The sequence below is a fragment of the Brachyspira murdochii DSM 12563 genome, from assembly GCF_000092845.1.
GTDB lineage: Bacteria > Spirochaetota > Brachyspiria > Brachyspirales > Brachyspiraceae > Brachyspira > Brachyspira murdochii.
The window spans coordinates 2184995-2203724 of the sequence record NC_014150.1 but is presented as its reverse complement, the minus strand read 5'-3'; the positions used below and the strand labels follow the sequence as shown (position 1 = coordinate 2203724).

17 protein-coding genes and 1 tRNA gene are annotated in these 18730 nt (G+C 27.3%); 8 read left to right on the top strand and 10 right to left on the bottom strand.

All coding sequences use genetic code 11. The annotated features are described in order from the left end of the window. Position 1: 1 nt before the first annotated feature. Complete coding sequence (locus BMUR_RS09715) at positions 2-319, bottom strand: hypothetical protein (protein ID WP_013114386.1); 318 nt, start codon at positions 317-319, stop codon at positions 2-4. Positions 320-516: 197 nt separating this feature from the next. Between BMUR_RS09715 and BMUR_RS09710 the strand changes: the two genes are divergently transcribed. Then, a complete protein-coding gene (locus BMUR_RS09710; protein ID WP_013114385.1) occupies positions 517-990 on the top strand; it encodes a chemotaxis protein CheX in 474 nt (157 codons plus the stop codon). 2 nt (positions 991-992) lie between these two features. Then, positions 993-1325: a hypothetical protein gene (locus tag BMUR_RS09705; protein WP_013114384.1), complete on the top strand. Its 333-nt coding sequence runs from the start codon at positions 993-995 to the stop codon at positions 1323-1325. Positions 1326-1334: 9 nt separating this feature from the next. Here BMUR_RS09705 and BMUR_RS09700 read toward each other — a convergent pair whose 3' ends face one another. Both BMUR_RS09700 and BMUR_RS09695 read right to left on the bottom strand, forming a co-directional pair. Then, positions 1335-2474, bottom strand: coding sequence for an HD-GYP domain-containing protein (locus BMUR_RS09700; protein ID WP_013114383.1), 1140 nt, complete (start codon positions 2472-2474; stop codon positions 1335-1337). Positions 2475-2576: 102 nt separating this feature from the next. Continuing rightward, positions 2577-3581, bottom strand: a complete 1005-nt coding sequence (locus BMUR_RS09695) for a hypothetical protein (RefSeq protein WP_013114382.1) — start codon at positions 3579-3581, stop codon at positions 2577-2579. Between the two features lie 162 nt (positions 3582-3743). On the opposite strand from BMUR_RS09695, the gene BMUR_RS09690 reads away from it, so the two are divergent. After that, positions 3744-3827 (top strand) — tRNA-Leu (locus BMUR_RS09690). A gap of 27 nt (positions 3828-3854) precedes the next feature. Continuing rightward, complete coding sequence (locus BMUR_RS09685; protein WP_013114381.1) at positions 3855-4211, top strand: response regulator; 357 nt, start codon at positions 3855-3857, stop codon at positions 4209-4211. 4 nt (positions 4212-4215) lie between these two features. On the opposite strand, the gene BMUR_RS09680 is transcribed toward BMUR_RS09685, so the two are convergent. Both BMUR_RS09680 and BMUR_RS09675 read right to left on the bottom strand, forming a co-directional pair. After that, a complete protein-coding gene (locus BMUR_RS09680; protein ID WP_013114380.1) occupies positions 4216-6006 on the bottom strand; it encodes a sensor histidine kinase in 1791 nt (596 codons plus the stop codon). A gap of 29 nt (positions 6007-6035) precedes the next feature. Further along, on the bottom strand, positions 6036-6641 hold the full coding sequence (locus BMUR_RS09675; protein WP_013114379.1) for an HAD family hydrolase: 606 nt from the start codon (positions 6639-6641) through the stop codon (positions 6036-6038). A 476-nt stretch (positions 6642-7117) separates the two neighbouring features. Here BMUR_RS09675 and BMUR_RS09670 point away from each other — a divergent pair, with 476 nt between their 5' ends. From BMUR_RS09670 to map, 4 genes are read left to right on the top strand one after another with little or no spacing between them, the layout of a single operon-like run. Further along, positions 7118-9187, top strand: a complete 2070-nt coding sequence (locus BMUR_RS09670; RefSeq protein ID WP_013114378.1) for a hypothetical protein — start codon at positions 7118-7120, stop codon at positions 9185-9187. A gap of 33 nt (positions 9188-9220) precedes the next feature. Beyond that, a complete protein-coding gene (locus BMUR_RS09665) occupies positions 9221-13231 on the top strand; it encodes a midas domain-containing protein (RefSeq protein ID WP_013114377.1) in 4011 nt (1336 codons plus the stop codon). A 30-nt stretch (positions 13232-13261) separates the two neighbouring features. Then, the gene (locus BMUR_RS09660) at positions 13262-13525 is read left to right on the top strand and encodes a hypothetical protein (RefSeq protein ID WP_013114376.1); all 264 of its coding nucleotides are present in this window, start codon (positions 13262-13264) and stop codon (positions 13523-13525) included. A 17-nt stretch (positions 13526-13542) separates the two neighbouring features. Next, positions 13543-14337 (top strand): type I methionyl aminopeptidase, encoded by a 795-nt coding sequence (gene map / locus BMUR_RS09655; protein WP_013114375.1) that lies wholly within the window; start codon positions 13543-13545, stop codon positions 14335-14337. Positions 14338-14350: 13 nt separating this feature from the next. Here map and BMUR_RS09650 read toward each other — a convergent pair whose 3' ends face one another. The 5 genes from BMUR_RS09650 to BMUR_RS09630 all read right to left on the bottom strand — a co-directional run bounded on the left by BMUR_RS09650 (position 14351) and on the right by BMUR_RS09630 (position 18636). Continuing rightward, positions 14351-14623 (bottom strand): hypothetical protein, encoded by a 273-nt coding sequence (locus BMUR_RS09650; RefSeq protein ID WP_013114374.1) that lies wholly within the window; start codon positions 14621-14623, stop codon positions 14351-14353. Positions 14624-14660: 37 nt separating this feature from the next. Further along, positions 14661-15008, bottom strand: a complete 348-nt coding sequence (locus tag BMUR_RS09645; protein WP_013114373.1) for a hypothetical protein — start codon at positions 15006-15008, stop codon at positions 14661-14663. A gap of 36 nt (positions 15009-15044) precedes the next feature. Continuing rightward, positions 15045-15674 (bottom strand): DUF2589 domain-containing protein, encoded by a 630-nt coding sequence (locus BMUR_RS09640; RefSeq protein ID WP_008722379.1) that lies wholly within the window; start codon positions 15672-15674, stop codon positions 15045-15047. Between the two features lie 42 nt (positions 15675-15716). After that, positions 15717-16304, bottom strand: coding sequence for a DUF2589 domain-containing protein (locus tag BMUR_RS09635; protein WP_013114372.1), 588 nt, complete (start codon positions 16302-16304; stop codon positions 15717-15719). Between the two features lie 481 nt (positions 16305-16785). Next, a complete protein-coding gene (locus BMUR_RS09630; protein WP_013114371.1) occupies positions 16786-18636 on the bottom strand; it encodes a motility associated factor glycosyltransferase family protein in 1851 nt (616 codons plus the stop codon). Positions 18637-18730: the final 94 nt, after the last annotated feature.

Below are 18730 nucleotides of genomic sequence, written 5' to 3'. Positions count from 1 at the left end.
TTCAATTCTCTTCATAATTTTTTCTTATAGTTGAATACCTTTTTTGTATATTGATTACAGTGTCATTTGTAATAGGCGTATTATAATCAAAACCATAAGGAAAATAACCTAGTTCTGTCATACCGCCGCAGAGTTCTAAAACTTCAGCTACTGAAACACCATATCTGCAAAAATATACCCCTTGATTAACAGCAGCTCCTTTTACTGTAATGCTTATTAATTTATTATTAGTATTTTTATTTTTATGAAAAATATCTATAAAAATACCAAATAAAAATACTAATAATACAAAAGATAAACAAAGTATTCTATCTCTCATGACATTATCGGTTAATTGTTTATATAACTATATAATTTTATTTAATGATATCATTCTTTTTATTTGTAGTCAAGATTTATATAATATATTATTTATAGTAAAAATAATTATATTTTAATCTTGATAATTTATACTGTTAAAAATATAATACTCATTTCCGATAATAAATAAAAATAAAATTATATGGTGTTATAAATATGTTTGACTTAGATGTAGTAAATGCTTTCAGCAAAGGTACAGTAATTATATTAAAAAGCTATTTTAATTCTAAAGTTGGAAAAGGCGATGTTAGAATATACAGAAATGCCAATCATGTTGGAGGCGTTATAGTTTTTGTAGGTATTACAGGAGATTTAAGCGGAAGACTTATGTTTAATATGAGCAAAGCTACTGCTTTTAAATTAGCTTCTGCTCTTAATATGGAAGCTATAACTTCAATAGATGATATATTTATTGCCACAATTAAAGAATTTGTTAATATGGTTGCAGGAAGTGCTATTAATGATCTCTCTACAAAACATATAGATTTGGATATGACACCGCCTGCTATACTTATGAGCGAGCAAATGTCTATGCTTGAAAAAGAAAATGATAAAATATTGTCCATAAACTATAAAACTGAACTAGGCGAAATATTTATGAACTTAATTTTGTTTAATCAAGCTAATTAATAATGCCAAAAACAGTACAGTATTTATTAATATTGTTTATTATAGTTTTTATAATAAAAATAATTGTTAATAACATTACTGCAGCGATAAAATCAAATAAATTTCTAAATAGATACTTCAAAGATGATGATAAATTATATTCTTTGGAAGAGGTTTCATCAGCTTTCAAATTAGAAAAAGAGCATTTCAGCAAACTTTTAGAAACTTTAGAAAAATACCATTACTTTTCTTTTTTTAATAGAAGAGGAGTTACTATGGTTAAAGATTTCTACTCAAAATATGAATTAAGATATTTGGTAAGATTGTTAAGTAAAAAGCAAAAGCTAAAATATTAAACAAATATTCTACATTATCTCTTTAATAAATAAATCACTAGAAGCAGATAAATCAACAATTTCCATACCATCGCTTACTGTACCGTCAAGATGTTTTACTATAGAAAGCACAGGTCTTAAAGGAAGATTAGGATTCTGCTCTATTACTCTAGCTATAGAACCATTTGATAGTTTAACTCTTGTATTATTAGGATAAAAACCTATAGCCTTTTGAAATGCCTTCACAACATCGCTGTCAAAATCTTTTTTAGCAAGCGATATTATAACCTTTACAGCTTTATCAGGAGTATAAGGTACTCCATGTTCGCCTTTGGTTATAAGATTATTAAAAGTATTACATACAGCAACTATTTTACTGTAAAGACTTATATCTTTATTATCTTTTTGAAAAGGATATCCGCTTCCGTCATACTTCTCATGATGCTCAAGTACAATATCTGCTATATTGTCATCTAAATTATCCCTTTTTACAAGTTTATAGCCTTGTGTTGGGTGTTTCTTTAATATGGCTTCTTCCTCTTTTGTAAGATTTACCTTTGTAAGGAGACTCTCCTGAATAAGAACCTTGCCTATATCATGAACTAAAGCACCAAGCATAATATTAGCCATATCTACTTTAGTTAAGTTTAGTTCTCCAGCTGTAATAGCAGATAAAGTAGCGACATCAACTGCATGCTTATACATAGTTTCATCTTTTCTTTTTAACATAGAAAGGTAAGAATGTGCTTCCTTATTTTCTACTATAGAAGAAAGCATATTATTAACTTCTTTTTTCATAGAATCAAAATCTATTCCTCCGCCTTTTTTAGCAGTTTCATATAATGATTTAGTTTTTTCTATAGTCATTTCCTTTTTTTTGGCAACTTCTTCACTATCTATTTTTAATATTTTTTTACCGTTTTCTTCAACTATACCTCTGATAACAGCTTTTTTACCATCTCCTGCAGTATTAACAGTATTCTCTTTTTTGAGGTCTAAAAGCTCCATTACGCTAATTGTTGTAATAGAGTTTCTTTTTAAAGTTTCTATAATATCTTTTGTAATCACAGTACCAATATCTACTATTCTTTTATCATCACTATTATATATATTACTGGCTACTTTCATTCCCTCTTTTACTTCATTTAATGGTATAATAATTTTTGCCATTTAAAATCCTCTCTACATAATAAAAAATCATCGCACTTTAAGGTATATAATATCATATAGTGATATATTATCAAGTAAAATAATTTTGCTGTAATAAAATTATTATGTATTCTTACCAAAACGTATAGATGTTACATTATATTTATTAAGCCTTAATATAAACATAGCTACTATTACAGCCATAAAAAATGCTATTATTAAAAAATAATTTGCTACCGATACGCTGCTTGCATTTTGAATACTATTAAGACGCTCTGATTTTGAGTTTATACTTTCATCTATAGCATTGGCTTCGGATATATTACCGCTTTCCATAAGAGAACCTTTTCTCATTCTCAAATTATCTATTTCTTTAATTATAATATCTGCTTCTTTGTCTTTTTTTACCTTTTGATAAAGATTATACCCCCATATTCCTACACCTACTGCTGATAATACTCCTGTTACTATAATTAATACCAATATAGCAAATCTTCTTTTCTTTATACTTAAATTTGATATATTTAATGACTTTGACTTTATATCTTCTATATGATCCGTTAATTCTTTGGAATCAGGGTATGCAAGTTTAGCCTCTTCTATGCATGATAAAAGATTAAGCATATATTTATATCTTTCTGATCTCTGAAAGTTTAGATAGTATTTGTCTATTTCTTTTATTTTATCTTCTACTGTATGTTTTACTGTTTTAGGCTTTAGAAAATATGCTTTTTTCCTTTTCTTCTTTTTACCATTTTCTTCTTGGATTTCATTAGAAGAAGCATCATCATCTTCTAATAAATTATTTTTATTTTCATCATCAACATAACCTTTATCTAACTTTCTAATGCCGCCTAATGTACTTTCCTGACTTACTGTATTTCCATTTCTATCTTTAATCTGAACTCTTATGCCGAATGTATTTCTAAACATAGCCTCAGCACTTTCTACGCTTGTATCTTTATTTATAACTATAAAAGCCTTTTGACTTTTTCTAGGGTCTGATATTTCAAATAATTTTATATTATCTGATTTATGAGCCCCTTTATATATTCCAAGTGATACGCCGAATTCTCTGTCAAAAGCATCAAGAAGTTTTGATATAGACATGTCTAATGTAATCTTCATAACAAACCCTCATCATATATGATCATTTTACCATATTTTACAATAAATAAAACATATATACACAAAAAAAGAAAAAATATATAACATAATACTTGATTTTTATAAAGTATCATTTATAATCTAAGCAATTAAAATGATATTATATTATTAATATAATATTTTGCCGAGATGGCGAAATTGGTAGACGCAGCAGACTCAAAATCTGCCTGAGGCAACTCAGTGAGGGTTCGAGTCCCTCTCTCGGCACATCAATATCTTAAATGAGTTTGGCCTATGAATTACTCAGCTATAATAATAGATGATGATAATAACCGCTCCAACAAAGTAAAAGCGGCTCTTGAAAGCTCATCTATACAAGTGTTCATAGCTGAAAATCTTTATGAACTTATAAGCAAAATATATAAATACAGTATAAGAATATTGGTGTTCAATCCTAATCTTGTATGGATTAACGTTATAGAGTTTATAAGTGAATTGCAGAAAATGCCCGAATTTCATGAGTTCACAATATTTTTTCTATATGAAAATATAGATTTAGATATGGAAAAAGAGGCTAAAAGGCTGAATATCACCTGCATGAAATATCCTTCTCATATAACTAAATTGGTAAGTAAAATAGAAGCACTTTAATTTTTTATGATTCTATCATAAACTTTATAAAAAATGTAGTACCCTCTCCAGCTATAGATTCAACCTCTATAGTACCTTTATGTTCAGATATGATTTTTTCTACCGTAGCAAGTCCTATTCCAGTACCTTTATCTTTAGAAGTGAAATAAGGCTCAAATATTTTATGTAAATTGCCGCTTTCTATACCTATTCCAGTATCTGTTATACTTACTATAAAAAATTCATTTAAATCTATTATCTCATGATATGAAGATATGTAAATTATAGATCTTTCAGAGTTTTCCATAGCCTCTACAGCATTTTTTATTAAATTTCTAAATGCCATTATAAATTTTTCTCTATCCATATTAATAAAATAATCATGCTTACTTAAAACAACATTAAATATTATATTATTAGTATTTTTAAAAGATTCAGCTGCCTCAATAATAACACTATTAATAGACTGTTTCTCATCAGAAAGTTTAATAGCAAAAGAGAACTCTGAAAAAGATTTTATAAGACTAGATATTACATTGGCATTTTTTACTATAACAGCTGTAGATCTTTTTGATCTTTCAACATCTTTTTCTGTCATATTTACAGATAATTTTCTTTCAATAAGTTCAGCATTCATTATTATAGGCATAAGCGGATTTTTTATCTCATGGGCTACTTTTATAGCAGCCTCCCTCCAAGTTTCAAGCCTAGCTCTTATATTTTCTCTATCTCTATGGTATTTTAAAGCTCTAGCCATTACATTAAATCTATGAATCAAATTTCTCATATCATGAACACCGCCAAGCTTCATATCTATATTAAAATCAGCATTAGTTATTGAGTTTGTAGCACTAAGTATCAAACTGATGGGTCTTGTTATAAGCCTTGAAAGAGCAATACCAAGTATTATAGAAAAAAATGTTGATATACCTAATATAAACAAATATAAAAGACTGAGTATTATAGAAAACTCATTTGCAAACATATTAACAGAATTATATATCCTAAAAGCCTCCAAAGCACTGTTTCTAATTTCAATATAGTTTCTAGGCATAACTTCAGACCATATTACATAATTATTACTGTAAGTTAAAGGTATTATAGCATTTACATAAAAAAGTCCGTTATATTCACTGTTCACAAATATAGTATCTTTATTATCAAGTTTATAATTGATATCCAAAGGTATATAATTGCCAGAATTAAAGAATATTATATTATTACCATTATAATAATTTGATAAAAAAACTATATTATTAAAATATTCTGATTCTTTAACCATTTTATATATGCTATTATAATCAAAATTCCCAGATTTAATGTTTTGATATATGTTATTAAAATAATTTATGCCGACACTATTAATAACATCTGTCATATAGTTTCTTTTATTGATGATTTCAATATTAGACAAATCTATTACATATGACACTGAAGCATTGACATTTTGATCTAAAAACAAATCTAAATTGCTTTTAATTATATAAGTCGATATTTTGCTGACCAACATACTAGGCATAACAGTCATAAGCCCCATTATGAATACTATAACCAATTTTAAATGCGAACCTTCTTTTTTAAGTATAGCATCTATTATAAACTTTATTACGAGTATTATTCCTATTATGATGCTTGTAAATGGAAAAAAAATAACCGCAAACACATAAAACGGATTTACTATATTAGGTTCATATATAAATGTGCTTATCCACACAGAGGCTATAAGACTAATCAATGTAAATATACTAATAACAGAAGGAAGAAATATTCCATATCTTTTTTTTATATTATTAAAAATATTCTTTATAAACTTCATATTATTTGCTAATAACTTATAATAAAATATTATTTATGTAAAATTTCTTTTAAAACCGCATGCATATCATCTATTGTTTTAAGCTGAAAAGCATTTATTCCAATATCTATAGCTGTTTTTACATTATCAGCATTATCATCTATAAATACGCATTCATTTGCATTCAAATTAAATTTACTCAAAAAATATTCATAAATATCTCTATTAGGCTTAATCATCTTTATATGAGCTGAAATAACGCCCCCAATACAAGTATTATCAAAAAAGTCAGTTTCTTTTCTCAAAACCTCAAAAGTTTCAGAAGGCATATTAGATAAATAATATATAGAAAAACCTTTATCTTTATATTCTTTTAATAAATTAATATTATTATGATGTTTATTGAGGCATAATGTTAAAGAAGTATCAAAAATTTTATTGATAAGTTCTTCATATTTAGGACATTTATCTATAAAATATTTTCTTGAATCTTCAAAGCTAATTTCTCCCTTATCCATTAAATTCCAATTCTTACTTCCAAAAGTATTATCAAAAAACTCTTTTCTATCGCTTTCATCTACATATTCATCTAAAATACTGCTTGTACTAAACTCATACAGCACATTACCTATATCCGAAATTATATTTCTAATCATGTAAAATTCCTCATTAAATAAAAATAAGCGTAACATTATTATATTTTTCTCAAAATGTTTGTCAATAGCAGTTATTATGTTAATATATTTTTTACAGTATTGACAAATAATAAAAAAGCATTTATATTGTATACAACTCTGCTGTTCTCGTTAAGCGATTGTACATTCTTGCGCCAGTATAAATTAATGCATTAGGGATCTGGAGCGAAGCATTAATGATAGGCTCGCCGGTATCGCGATACGGTTTTGAGAAATCAAGGTCATGTTTCTGAGGAGCCCACCTGACGCGAAAAGTCAGGCGCATTTATGTCGTATACGGCTCAGCGGAGGTATTTTTTATTTCTTATTAGATACTTTTTTATATACTTTTATACTTTCTAATCGCAAAATAAAACTTTCAAGTAAAATTTGCTTTAGCCGATAACTAATAGTAGTTTTTTATATACTCAACAATTTTTATTAAAGGCTTAAGCATTATGAATGAAAACAAAAAGCAAAAAATAATGAAAACTATACTTGGTTTGATGATATCATTTCTTATTATATTCATAGCAGCAATGTTTGCTCGTGCAGCAAGCAATACTATTCTTCCAGAAAACAGCACTGTATCAGTATTTATAAATGATTATTTAGATATGATGATGCAAAGAATCGATAAAATAGCTGTGAAAATGAAAATAAAAAGAAATAGCGTATCTGAATATCAGGTTAATTTAATTACTCAGTCAATATCTGATTATGTGGGATACAGCATGTATCAGACTGCTGAGTCTTTAAAAGAATTTAATCCTAATAATAATGCTTCAAAAGCCCAATTAGATAAATATAAAAATAATTATTATAGAATGACTGTAGAAAATCCATATCTAAGAGGAATGACTGTATTTAATACAGAAGGAAAAATGCTTCTTAATTTGTATTTATCAAGAAATAAATCATGGCCTTTAGAACTTCAGGATACTTTGATAAATGAAATAAAAACAAAAGGTTCTCTAGTATTAAATGCCGCTAATGAAAATGCATTCTATATAATGGAATATATAAAAAATCCGTATGGAGAAATAATAGCGGCTACTAGAAATGATTATGCTTATGTATCAGATATAGCTATGTATTATCAGGTAGCAGATAAAAGGCTTTATGTAAGTGATTCAAGAAACTCTGTGTATAATGTAAGAGAATCTATAGGCGATAACAACATAGAAAAAGTTTCATCTGTAATAAATAGATATGCATACTATAAAAAACAGCCTAGCTTTATAGTTAATGATTCTCTTTCAGTTTCTATGATAGGAAAGGAGTATCCTAATTACTTTGAGCTTATAGTATTAGCTATTACTGCTTTATTAATACTTCTTTGCCAGCTTATAATAAAAGCTGCAGCAGCATTCTTCAAATACCTTATGCAGATTAAAAGCAATAAGGATTATGTTGAAAGCGTAAAAGGAAGTGATGAACTTTTAAACAAAAATATTGTAGAAGCTGATATGCCAAAATCCAGCACGCTTGAAGAAATGCCTCCTATAATACAAAAAGTGCATTATAAAATACCTGATGAATATATAAAAGAAAATAATAATAATGAAAACACAACAGAAGAAGAGTTCCATATAGGAAAAGATATATTAAATATAGTATCTTCTATAAAAGAAGAAATAAATTTATGCAAAAATAAATTCGCTATAACAAAAGAAGATTTAAAAGAAAAAGAAGAAAAAACAGAAAACATTAAAACAGATGCTGAAGCAGTAATTACATCAGAAGAAAATCTTGAAGAAGAAATAGTATCTGAAGAATTAGGAGAATTAAATAATAATAATAATAATAATAATAATAATAATGAAATAAATATAGAACATGCTTTTGAAAATATAAATAGAGAATTGCAGGAAGAACATAGAAAAGCTATTGAAGAAGCATTTACTGAAGAAACATTAGAAGAAGAGGAAACATTAACAGAAAAAATAATCATTGAAGAAGAATTAAAAGATGATGAAATATCAGAAAATATAGTAAATAATTTAGAAGAAGAATATACAGAAGAGCAAACTATAAATAATACAGAAAATAGTAATGAAGAAGAAACACAAAATAAAGAAGAAGTATTTATGTCAATTTCTGATGATGAGCTTGAAGCTAAATCACAAGACAGCTTTATAGCTAAAACTCTATCTTTGGATAATTATAAAATAGCAAAAGAAACAGAAGAAAATAATTTAGAATATAGAAAAATAGAAAGCGATGACATATTTAATAAAAAAACAATAATAAACAGTTTGAAAGATAAAGAAGAGAATAAAAACTTATTCGTTAAGAAAAATGATGATTACAAAACAAGCGATTACAGTAATATTAGTAAAGATATATTAAATTCATACAATAAAGCTATCGATAATATAAAAGCTGATAACACAAAAAAAGAAGATTTAAATTCATCTCCAGTTTCAAGAACAGATGATGTATTTGCTGCTTTTGATAAAATGCTTTCTTCTATAATAAGCAAAGCAGAAGAAGATGCTAAAAGAAGTATAACAAAAAATAAATAAATAAAAATAGTGTAGTTTTTTAGAGGAGATTATATGTCTGATAAACATGGTAAGATATCTGTCTTTGTATATATATCTATTTTAATCAATATAATAGTTCTTGCTTTATTTATAACATTTGTATTCGGACTAAAAAAAGATGCATTTGATGTTGATACAAAAAAACTTGACAGAAATGCTTTGATTTGTCAAAACAGTATAGTAAATCTCGTAAAAGACTATGATGACAGACTTAATAAAATAGTAGAAAGCTATCCTTTTATAAACTTACTTCAGCAGGTTATATTAAACGGTATAGATGAAGCCGAAAGAGACAGAATAATATCAATATTCAGAAGCGGCAACTATCCTTTTGATACTGTAGCATTATATTTAGCAGACGGCAAGCCAGTATTTTCTTCTCCAGTAAAAACTAAACCTGTAGATTTGGAAAGCTATAAAAAATCTAATGCCAGAGCATTCTTTGATAAAGATTATGACGGTGTTTATTTTGTAAAACCAATTAAAAATGACAGAGGGATAGAAGTAGGATATATAGTTGCAAGCGTATTTAAAAAAATATTTGAAAATACTTCTTACAACTTAAACTTTGTAGTTCTTCCTAATGGCGTTGTATATCATAACCCTTCTATAGATATAAACAGCATATCAAGAGACAGTCTTACACAATATATGGATAAAGATATTGGAAGTTCTGGTACTATTGATGTTGATAATAATACTTTTACATTCTATTCAAGCAAAGTCAAAGATATAGATAATTTCAGCATTGGTATATTAGAATTAAATGTTCCTATTATACAGAAATATTTAAAATATATTATACTTGCTCTTTTATCATTATCATCATTATTTTTAATAACTACTTCTTTACTTGAAAGAAATAAATCTAACAATGATGATGATGAAGATGATGATGATAAAGAAGAAAATATATATGATGAAAGCGAACCTCCTATAAATAACTATGATAATGCCAATATTGTCAATGATGAAGAGTTTAATATAGATGACTACGATATAGATGCAATAGATTCATTAGATGATGATAGTATAAAATACTTTAATAATAAAAGAGACAGAATCACAAAAGCAAATAAAGTTGATCTTCCTGATATAGATGATGTAGAAGAAATTGAAATAAAAAAAGATAATGAAGAAGATGATGACAGTATAAAAATAGGCGATTTATCCTCTTTAGATGATGTACTTGAAGACGGAGGCGAGACTGTAAAAGATGATGAAGAGGATAATAATGATGATAATGATGAAAGTCTAAAATTAGGAGATTTATCTTCTTTAGATGATGTACTTGAAGAGGATAAAAAAGAAGATGAGAGTATAAAAATAGGCGATTTATCTTCCTTAGACAGCATAGTAAATGATGAAGATTTTGATGAAGTACCTAACTTGGACGATATTATAAATGATGAAGAAGATAACATAGAAGAAGATAATAAAGATGAAAGTATGCCGGAAATGAAAGAGTATACTGACGATGAACTTCTTGATGCTGATAATATCATAGAAGATGATGAAGATGTACCTAACTTGGACGATATTATAAACGATGAAGAAGAAAACATAGAAGAAGATAATAAAGATGAAAGTATGCCGGAAATGAAAGAGTATACTGACGATGAACTTCTTGATGCTGATAATATCATAGAAGATGATGACGAAGTACCTAACTTGGACGATATTATAAATGATGAAGAGGATAACAAAGAAGAAGAAAATAAAGATGAAAGTATGCCGGAAATGAAAGAGTATACTGACGATGAACTTCTTGACGCTGATAATATCATAGAAGATGATTACGAAGTACCTAACTTGGACGACATTATAAACGATGAAGAAGATAACAAAGAAGAAGAGAATAAAGATGAAAGTATGCCCGAGATGAAAGAGTATACTGACGATGAACTTCTTGATGCTGATAATATCATAGAAGATGATGAAGATGTACCTAACTTGGACGACATTATAAACGATGAAGAAGATAACAAAGAAGAAGAAAATAAAGATGAAAGTATGCCGGAAATGAAAGAGTATACTGACGATGAACTTCTTGACGCTGATAATATCATAGAAGATGATGAAGATGTACCTAACTTGGACGACATTATAAACGATGAAGAAGATAACAAAGAAGAAGAAAATAAAGATGAAAGTATGCCGGAAATGAAAGAGTATACTGATGATGAACTCCTTGATGCTGATAATATTGTAGATGATGATGAAGATGTACCTAACTTGGACGACATTATAAACGATGAAGAAGATAACAAAGAAGAAGATAATAAAGATGAAAGTATGCCCGAGATGAAAGAGTATACTGACGATGAACTTCTTGATGCTGATAATATCATAGAAGATGATGAAGATGTACCTAACTTGGACGACATTATAAACGATGAAGAAGATAACAAAGAAGAAGAAAATAAAGATGAAAGTATGCCCGAGATGAAAGAGTATACTGACGATGAACTTCTTGATGCTGATAATATTGTAGATGATGATGAAGATGTACCTAACTTGGACGACATTATAAACGATGAAGAAGATAACAAAGAAGAAGAAAATAAAGATGAAAGTATGCCGGAAATGAAAGAGTATACTGATGATGAACTCCTTGATGCTGATAATATTGTAGATGATGATGAAGATGTACCTAACTTGGACGACATTATAAACGATGAAGAAGATAACAAAGAAGAAGAAAATAAAGATGAAAGTATGCCAGAGATGAAAGAGTATACTGATGATGAACTTCTTGATGCTGATAATATTGCAGATGATGATGAAGCAAATAATTTAGATACTGCTAATAATGATAGTAATATAGATGATACTATAGAAAACTTATATGACATACCTAATTTGAATGATGAGCTAGAAAATAAAGGCGAAGACAATAACGATGATGATGATAATAATATAGATGATACTATAGAAAACCTAGACGACATACCTAATTTGAATGATGAGCTAGAAAATAAAGGCAAAGACAATAACGATGATGATAATAATATAGATGATACTATAGAAAATCTAGACGACATACCTAATTTGAATGATGAGCTAGAAAATAAAAGTGAAGATAATAATGATGATGATAATATAGATGATACGATTGAAAATATGGACGATATACCTGATTCATATAATGAAGAAAATTCAGATAGTATAAAAGAAGATGATGATAAACTAGAAGAGACAATTGATAATAGTAATATAGACAATAATAAAAATGAGGATATAATAAAAGGCATTGATGATATTATAGATGATAATAACGAGGGGGACATTTTGATAAGTCATGGTTCTATTTTAGAAGATGAAATAGTAAAAAAAGAAGAAGAGTATTTTTCTTCAAGCGATGCTTTTAACTTCTCTCTTAACAGAGATTTTCTTCTTGGAGATTATGATGATGAAGAAAACAGCGATAATCATAACTCTAATTTATCACCTAATTTCAGAGAAGAATATGATGATGGAGAAGTAGTAAAACCTGCAAGTGAAAAAGACACATTTGATACAGACGACCTTACAGATAAAGATTTATATGACCCTGAAGAGGTACCTAAAATACCTGATGATTATTACAGAGAGGCAGAAGAAAAAGTAAAAGAGAACATGACAGCCGGATGGAAAAATGTATTAAAATCAATCAGGGGTAAAAAATTTATCAATAAAAATATGCATGACATGCTTAATTGGATAAAAGAGCAGTCTGGTCTTGATATAAAACATGCAGCTATGCTTACAAAAAAAAATGACGGCAGCTACAGTATAGATGAATCTCAGAATATATCTGATGCTACAAAAGATAAATTAAATATAAATGAGAATGAGGCTTTATTTAAAAAGATTTTATCGCATAAAAAAACTTTATATGTATCAGACCCGTTTTCTTCTGATTCTCTAAAAAATAAATTTGATGCTTCTGACAGAGAAGATATATCTCATATGATATTTGTTCCGGTAGAAAATGATAAAGGAGGATTAAAATCATTCTTTATAGGACTTTCATCTAACTAAAATTATAATAAAAGAGGTTGCAGAAAACAAATGGAATATATTATAGTAGTATCAGCATTTATAGTTATAGGAATCATTGTAAGCCTTATATTTTCAAAAATATTAAAAATAAGAGTATTCGGCGGCTGGGTGATGATGTTTCTTATATCTACTGCAGGTGCTTTGCTTGGTTCTTATTATCTTCCTAGAATAAGCAATATACAATATGTAAGAATAAATTTATCATCTGCCGTACTAGGTGCTATTATACTTGTTATTCTTTTATATATATTTACTCCTAAATCTTTAAAATAATAAAGGATAAAAAGAAAATGTTTATAAAAGAGATGAAAGATATAGTAAAACCAAGCATAAAAGATGATGAAGCTGTAGAAAATATAAGAAAAGCAGCAAAAATAGCACAGGACTCTATAGATTTAGCTTTCAAACTTTGCATCTCCGGAGTAAGAGCTTCTAAAATAGATAAAGAAGTTGAAAAATTTATAAAAAGCCAAAATGCATATCCTGCTAACCTTGAAGTTCCAGATTATGGATTTGCTACAAGCATATCAAGCGGTAATGAAATAGCACATGGAAGACCAACTAATAATAAAATACTTGTTCATGGAGAGCCTGTATGCGTAGATGTTGGGGTGAAATATAATGGATATTATGCTGACTGTGCCAGAACAGTAGTTATAGAAGGCGGCATGGGATCTGTTAATCATAGAGCATATAAACTTATAGATGCCTGCAAAAAATCTTTAGAATATTCTATTTATAGATTAAAGCCCAATGTACTTTTAAGCGAATATGGAAAAACTGTTGAAAATAAAGTTCATGAATACGGATTTAGTGTTATAAAATCGCTTACAGGACATGGTGTGGGCTATGAATATCATGAAGCTCCTTATATATTTAATTTTTATCACCCTAATAATGATGTAATATTAGAACCTAATATGGTGCTTGCATTAGAGCTTATGATAACAAACGGCACTGATAAATACGAAAAAGAAAAAGACGGCTGGACTTTATCTACTCCAGACTATTCTTTAGCTGTTCATTTTGAACATACTGTTTTAATCACTCAAACTGGTGTGGAAATACTTGGAATAAAAAAATAGAATTATTAATAAATTATTCTTCAAGCCACATAGGTTTTCTTTCAAATCCTACATGATAAGTAAGCCATTGAAGAACTACTTGATGTTCTCCTAAATTAAATAGATAAAAATTTCTTTCTATACCTATAATTTTTCCTTTAGGAATTTCATTTAAACATTTATTTAAAAGCTCATTTGCTTTTTGATAATCTTCTTCTTTATAAGGAACATTCGGATCATTCTGACCTACTATTATCCTCTTAACATATCTTATATTACTTAAATCAAAAATTTTATTTTCAGCCATACTAAACTCCAAAATAAAAAAATAATTAACATTTTTACTAACTATCTATAACTAATACCATATTTTCAAAATTATTTACAATTTTATCATTGATTTTTATACCATTTTTAGATGAGAAATAAAGTTTATAAGAATCTTTTGAAACATTATCATTATTAATAGAAAATACATTTTCAGATATTTTATATACTGTAATAGTAAAACTAATATCAGCATTGTAATTTGTATAAGAAAGAAAATTACATACTTCTTTAGTATTAAATTTATCCTGTAAAAGAGGTATTAAGGCAGAACATTTTTTTAAAAGCTCTGCCTCATAAACCTTTTTTATCAGAATAGATTTTTCATCTAAATTTTTTTTTATATTATTAAAACTAATAATCATTTTTTAATTTTAATATTAGAATATATAACTTTATTATCATTTATTTTTATTATTATCATCAGGTAATTTAGGTGATATAGGAGCTATATTAGCATTAATAATATCTAATACTCTAGCAAGCCCTTCAGGCATACCTTGATCAACTGCATGAACTTCTACATGGTATTTAGCTGAAGTATCTGTTTTTCTAGTGTTTTCTTTATGAGAACTTATAGAACCTGTTATTGTAGCTTTAATAGAAAATAGTCCTAAGTTAAGCTCTCCCTCACCTGTTCCTGACGCTGATTTATCATCAGTACTTTTTTCTTCTTCTGAACTTTTTACTTCCATATCAAAAGTAATATCAACAGAATCTACAAATAGAGACGGTACTTTAACTATACTAATAAAAGGTACCTTTAATGTCATATTTACAACACCGCCATCACCGCCATTGCTATCCTTGCCGTCTGGGGTTAATAACCTTTGGTATTCAAACTCAACCATTCTTAATGTCTTTTTAACATTATTATTATTATCTTTAGTTTGGTCAAAAGCAACTGTTTCTATAAAGTTTTTTGTAGTATTAGCCAAACTTAATTGGGCATCGGCTACTGCCTGTAAAGGACCTCCTATAAGAGATGCCATTGGAAGACCTGTAAATTGATTTGCTATTGGACCGGCCATAATTTCCTCCTTAAAGTATATTTTTTATATTTTAATATTTAATTAATTTTCATTATTAATATCATTTTTGTCATCTTTGACTTCTATGAATCCTTGACTTAAATTTGTTATTTCGTTTATGAGTCTAGACATTCCATCACTAATTTCTGTTTTAGAAATTGAAACTTGAACATTTATAGTTGTTCCTTTGCATTTATCTAGACCAGCACCTGTAACATCAACGGATATATTTGAAGAATTTTCAAAATCACTCATATTACATACTTTATCATCATCATAAACATTATTAAACACGGATTTATTATTACTTTTTTGTGGTTCTATAAGTTCAACAATACCTATATCAAAAGAAGTTTTAACTGAATCTATATTAAGCTGAGATATTGGAAGCAAATTTATATATGGAACACAATAATATTTATTGCCGTATTTATTGTTTTCATCAGGTACGCCGATTTTTAATCTTATAGGAAATATACCGGGTAAATATTCGCTTACTTCACTATGATTTTTATCTATCTTTTTTTTAAAGTATTTTGATAAATTACTTAGCTGTACTTCTTCTAGCTGAGCTTCTGCTTCAGCTACTGATTTTGCAATTGCAATAATTACTTCATTAAATTTAGACATAACTTTAATCTCCTCAATATATTTTATAATAATAATGATATATAAAATTTTTTAAATGAATTATAGTATACATTTATTACTGCGATTAAATAATTTTATAATAATCATATATTTTTTTATTAGCTATAATACATTTAATACTAAATAAATTATATTAAAAATTTATATGTCAATAGATGCGTAAATTAAGTCTATTATATATACTAAAATGATTTTATTTTATAAATTTCTATATTTTATAAATGTATTATAATATTTTTTGACGATACTTCTGCAAAATTTTTTATATTTAGGATTTATGAAAAACACAATTACTGCATATCTATATATGCCGCGGAATGTATTAAATAATTTATAATGCAGCATATGATTCTTTTATACCAATAAATACCTAATAGTACTACTTCAGACATAAAAGAATTTGAAATCATGAAAATATTTTACAAAATTAATTTAGTAATAAATTTATATTTTTGTTTTATTATAAATCTTTATTTATCTTTATCAAGGCACGTTCTATTATATAATGATTAAAATCAATGCTGTCTTTCATAGCTTCGTATAATTTGAATGAACTTACTATAGCTTTATTCATATTTTCATCTTTAAACTCAAAACCTTCTGTTATAGTTTTAATAGTTTTCTGCATAGTAATTCCTAAAAACTCATTAACTTTGCTTATATTAAGTATTTTTATATCAGCTTCATCTAGTTTTAAAATGAGTTTGTCTACTTTTCTATGTCTTGAAAGCTCATCATTTATTGTATAGCATAAATTAATTGCCTCTTCTGTGTACGGCTTTAATGATATTATTTCTTTATCTATTTTTATTAAACCATTTTTTAAGCTCTCAAGTATTTTTGTTTTATCATCTATATTTCTGTCATTTTTATCTATTTGTATATTTATATTATCTAATTTATCAATAATCTCCTGAAGAGTGATATTCTCCATTGCTTTTATTATAACGCCTCCCTCTGTGGCATTATAGAATTTTATATTACTATTAGCTGCACATTGAGCCTCATACCAGTTTCTGTACATATCAAATCTGGAATCAGTAAATACGCTATCACCATATATATTTTTCTCTTCTCTTAAATTACCAGCAACGAGAACTTTATATATTCTGCTGTCATAAGAATCGAGCTTTCCTATTTCAGTAAAGAAATTTTCTTCATGGTAGCTTCCTTTTATATGAGTTTGATGATTAGGAAAAGATAAATCAAGTCCAACCATTATTATAGGATTAGCCCCAATTCTAACGGCGAAATCATATGCAGCAGTGGAAACGCTTCCTCCCATAGTAATGTCCCCTCTTTTTCCTAATTGCTTCATAAAATATTTTGCTAATGGAAATATTGAATCTATAAAATATATTGGACCTTTAAATGATTCTATAGCTTCATGGTCGACTGATGACTCTGCTATTAAAACTGTGTCTTCAAAATGAATATTTCTGAAATATTTGGAGTTTTTTTTCTGAGGGTCAATAGTTATAACAAAATGAGGAGATATGCCATGTGATGATAAAGGCTTCATTGCTGTATCAACTGCTATTATAATTGCTTTATTTTTCATATCTTTTAATTTTCTTATGTTTTTTTCAAGCGAAGGACCTGCTGATACTATAACTGCTGGTATATTTTTGTATTTGTCGAAAAATCTATTAACCCCATAATGAGTTGCAATTTCAACAGCATTGGAAGCTATATTATAAGCCCATAGTTTATCAAATCTTGAAATAGTGTTTATATTTATAATTTTTTTATCTACTACAGAAAGCACTTTACTTTGATAATGCATAGCCTCTTCAGGAAATAGCGAAGCATAAGACCTTGTAACAAAAAATTTAACTTTTTTTGTTGTAGTTATAGATATAAACTTTTCTATATCCTCATCATCATTTCCGCCTATAAAAAATGTTATTTTACTATCTTCAAGTATTTTATCTAATCTAAAATTATCTATTAAAGTGCTGAAAAAATTTATATCAGGCTCAATTACAGCAATGGAAACATTAAGTTTTTTTACAGCATTAATCAAATAACCAGCCCCAATGCCGAATATAAATACCAAATCCAAATCTTCATCATTTTCAATTTCTTTTATTAAAGTATTAGCTTCTTTTATCGGGTCATAAGCACTATGAAGAAGTATATGCTTTCCATTTTTTATAACTTTAGCGGAAGGTTTTTGAGATTTTGTTTCTATTACTTCTAAAGTTATATCTGATTGTTTGGCATTACCAAGAATATTAATAAAGTCATAAGGGTATGCTTTAATATTTTTGTTTATTGCTTCTAAGTTAATTTTTCTAGTTTCATTCATAATATATTATATTTTTTTAATTAAATTTATATTTTATTATTTTGTTATCGGAGAGTTAGACAAAGAACTTAGTAAAATGCATTTTATTTAAATA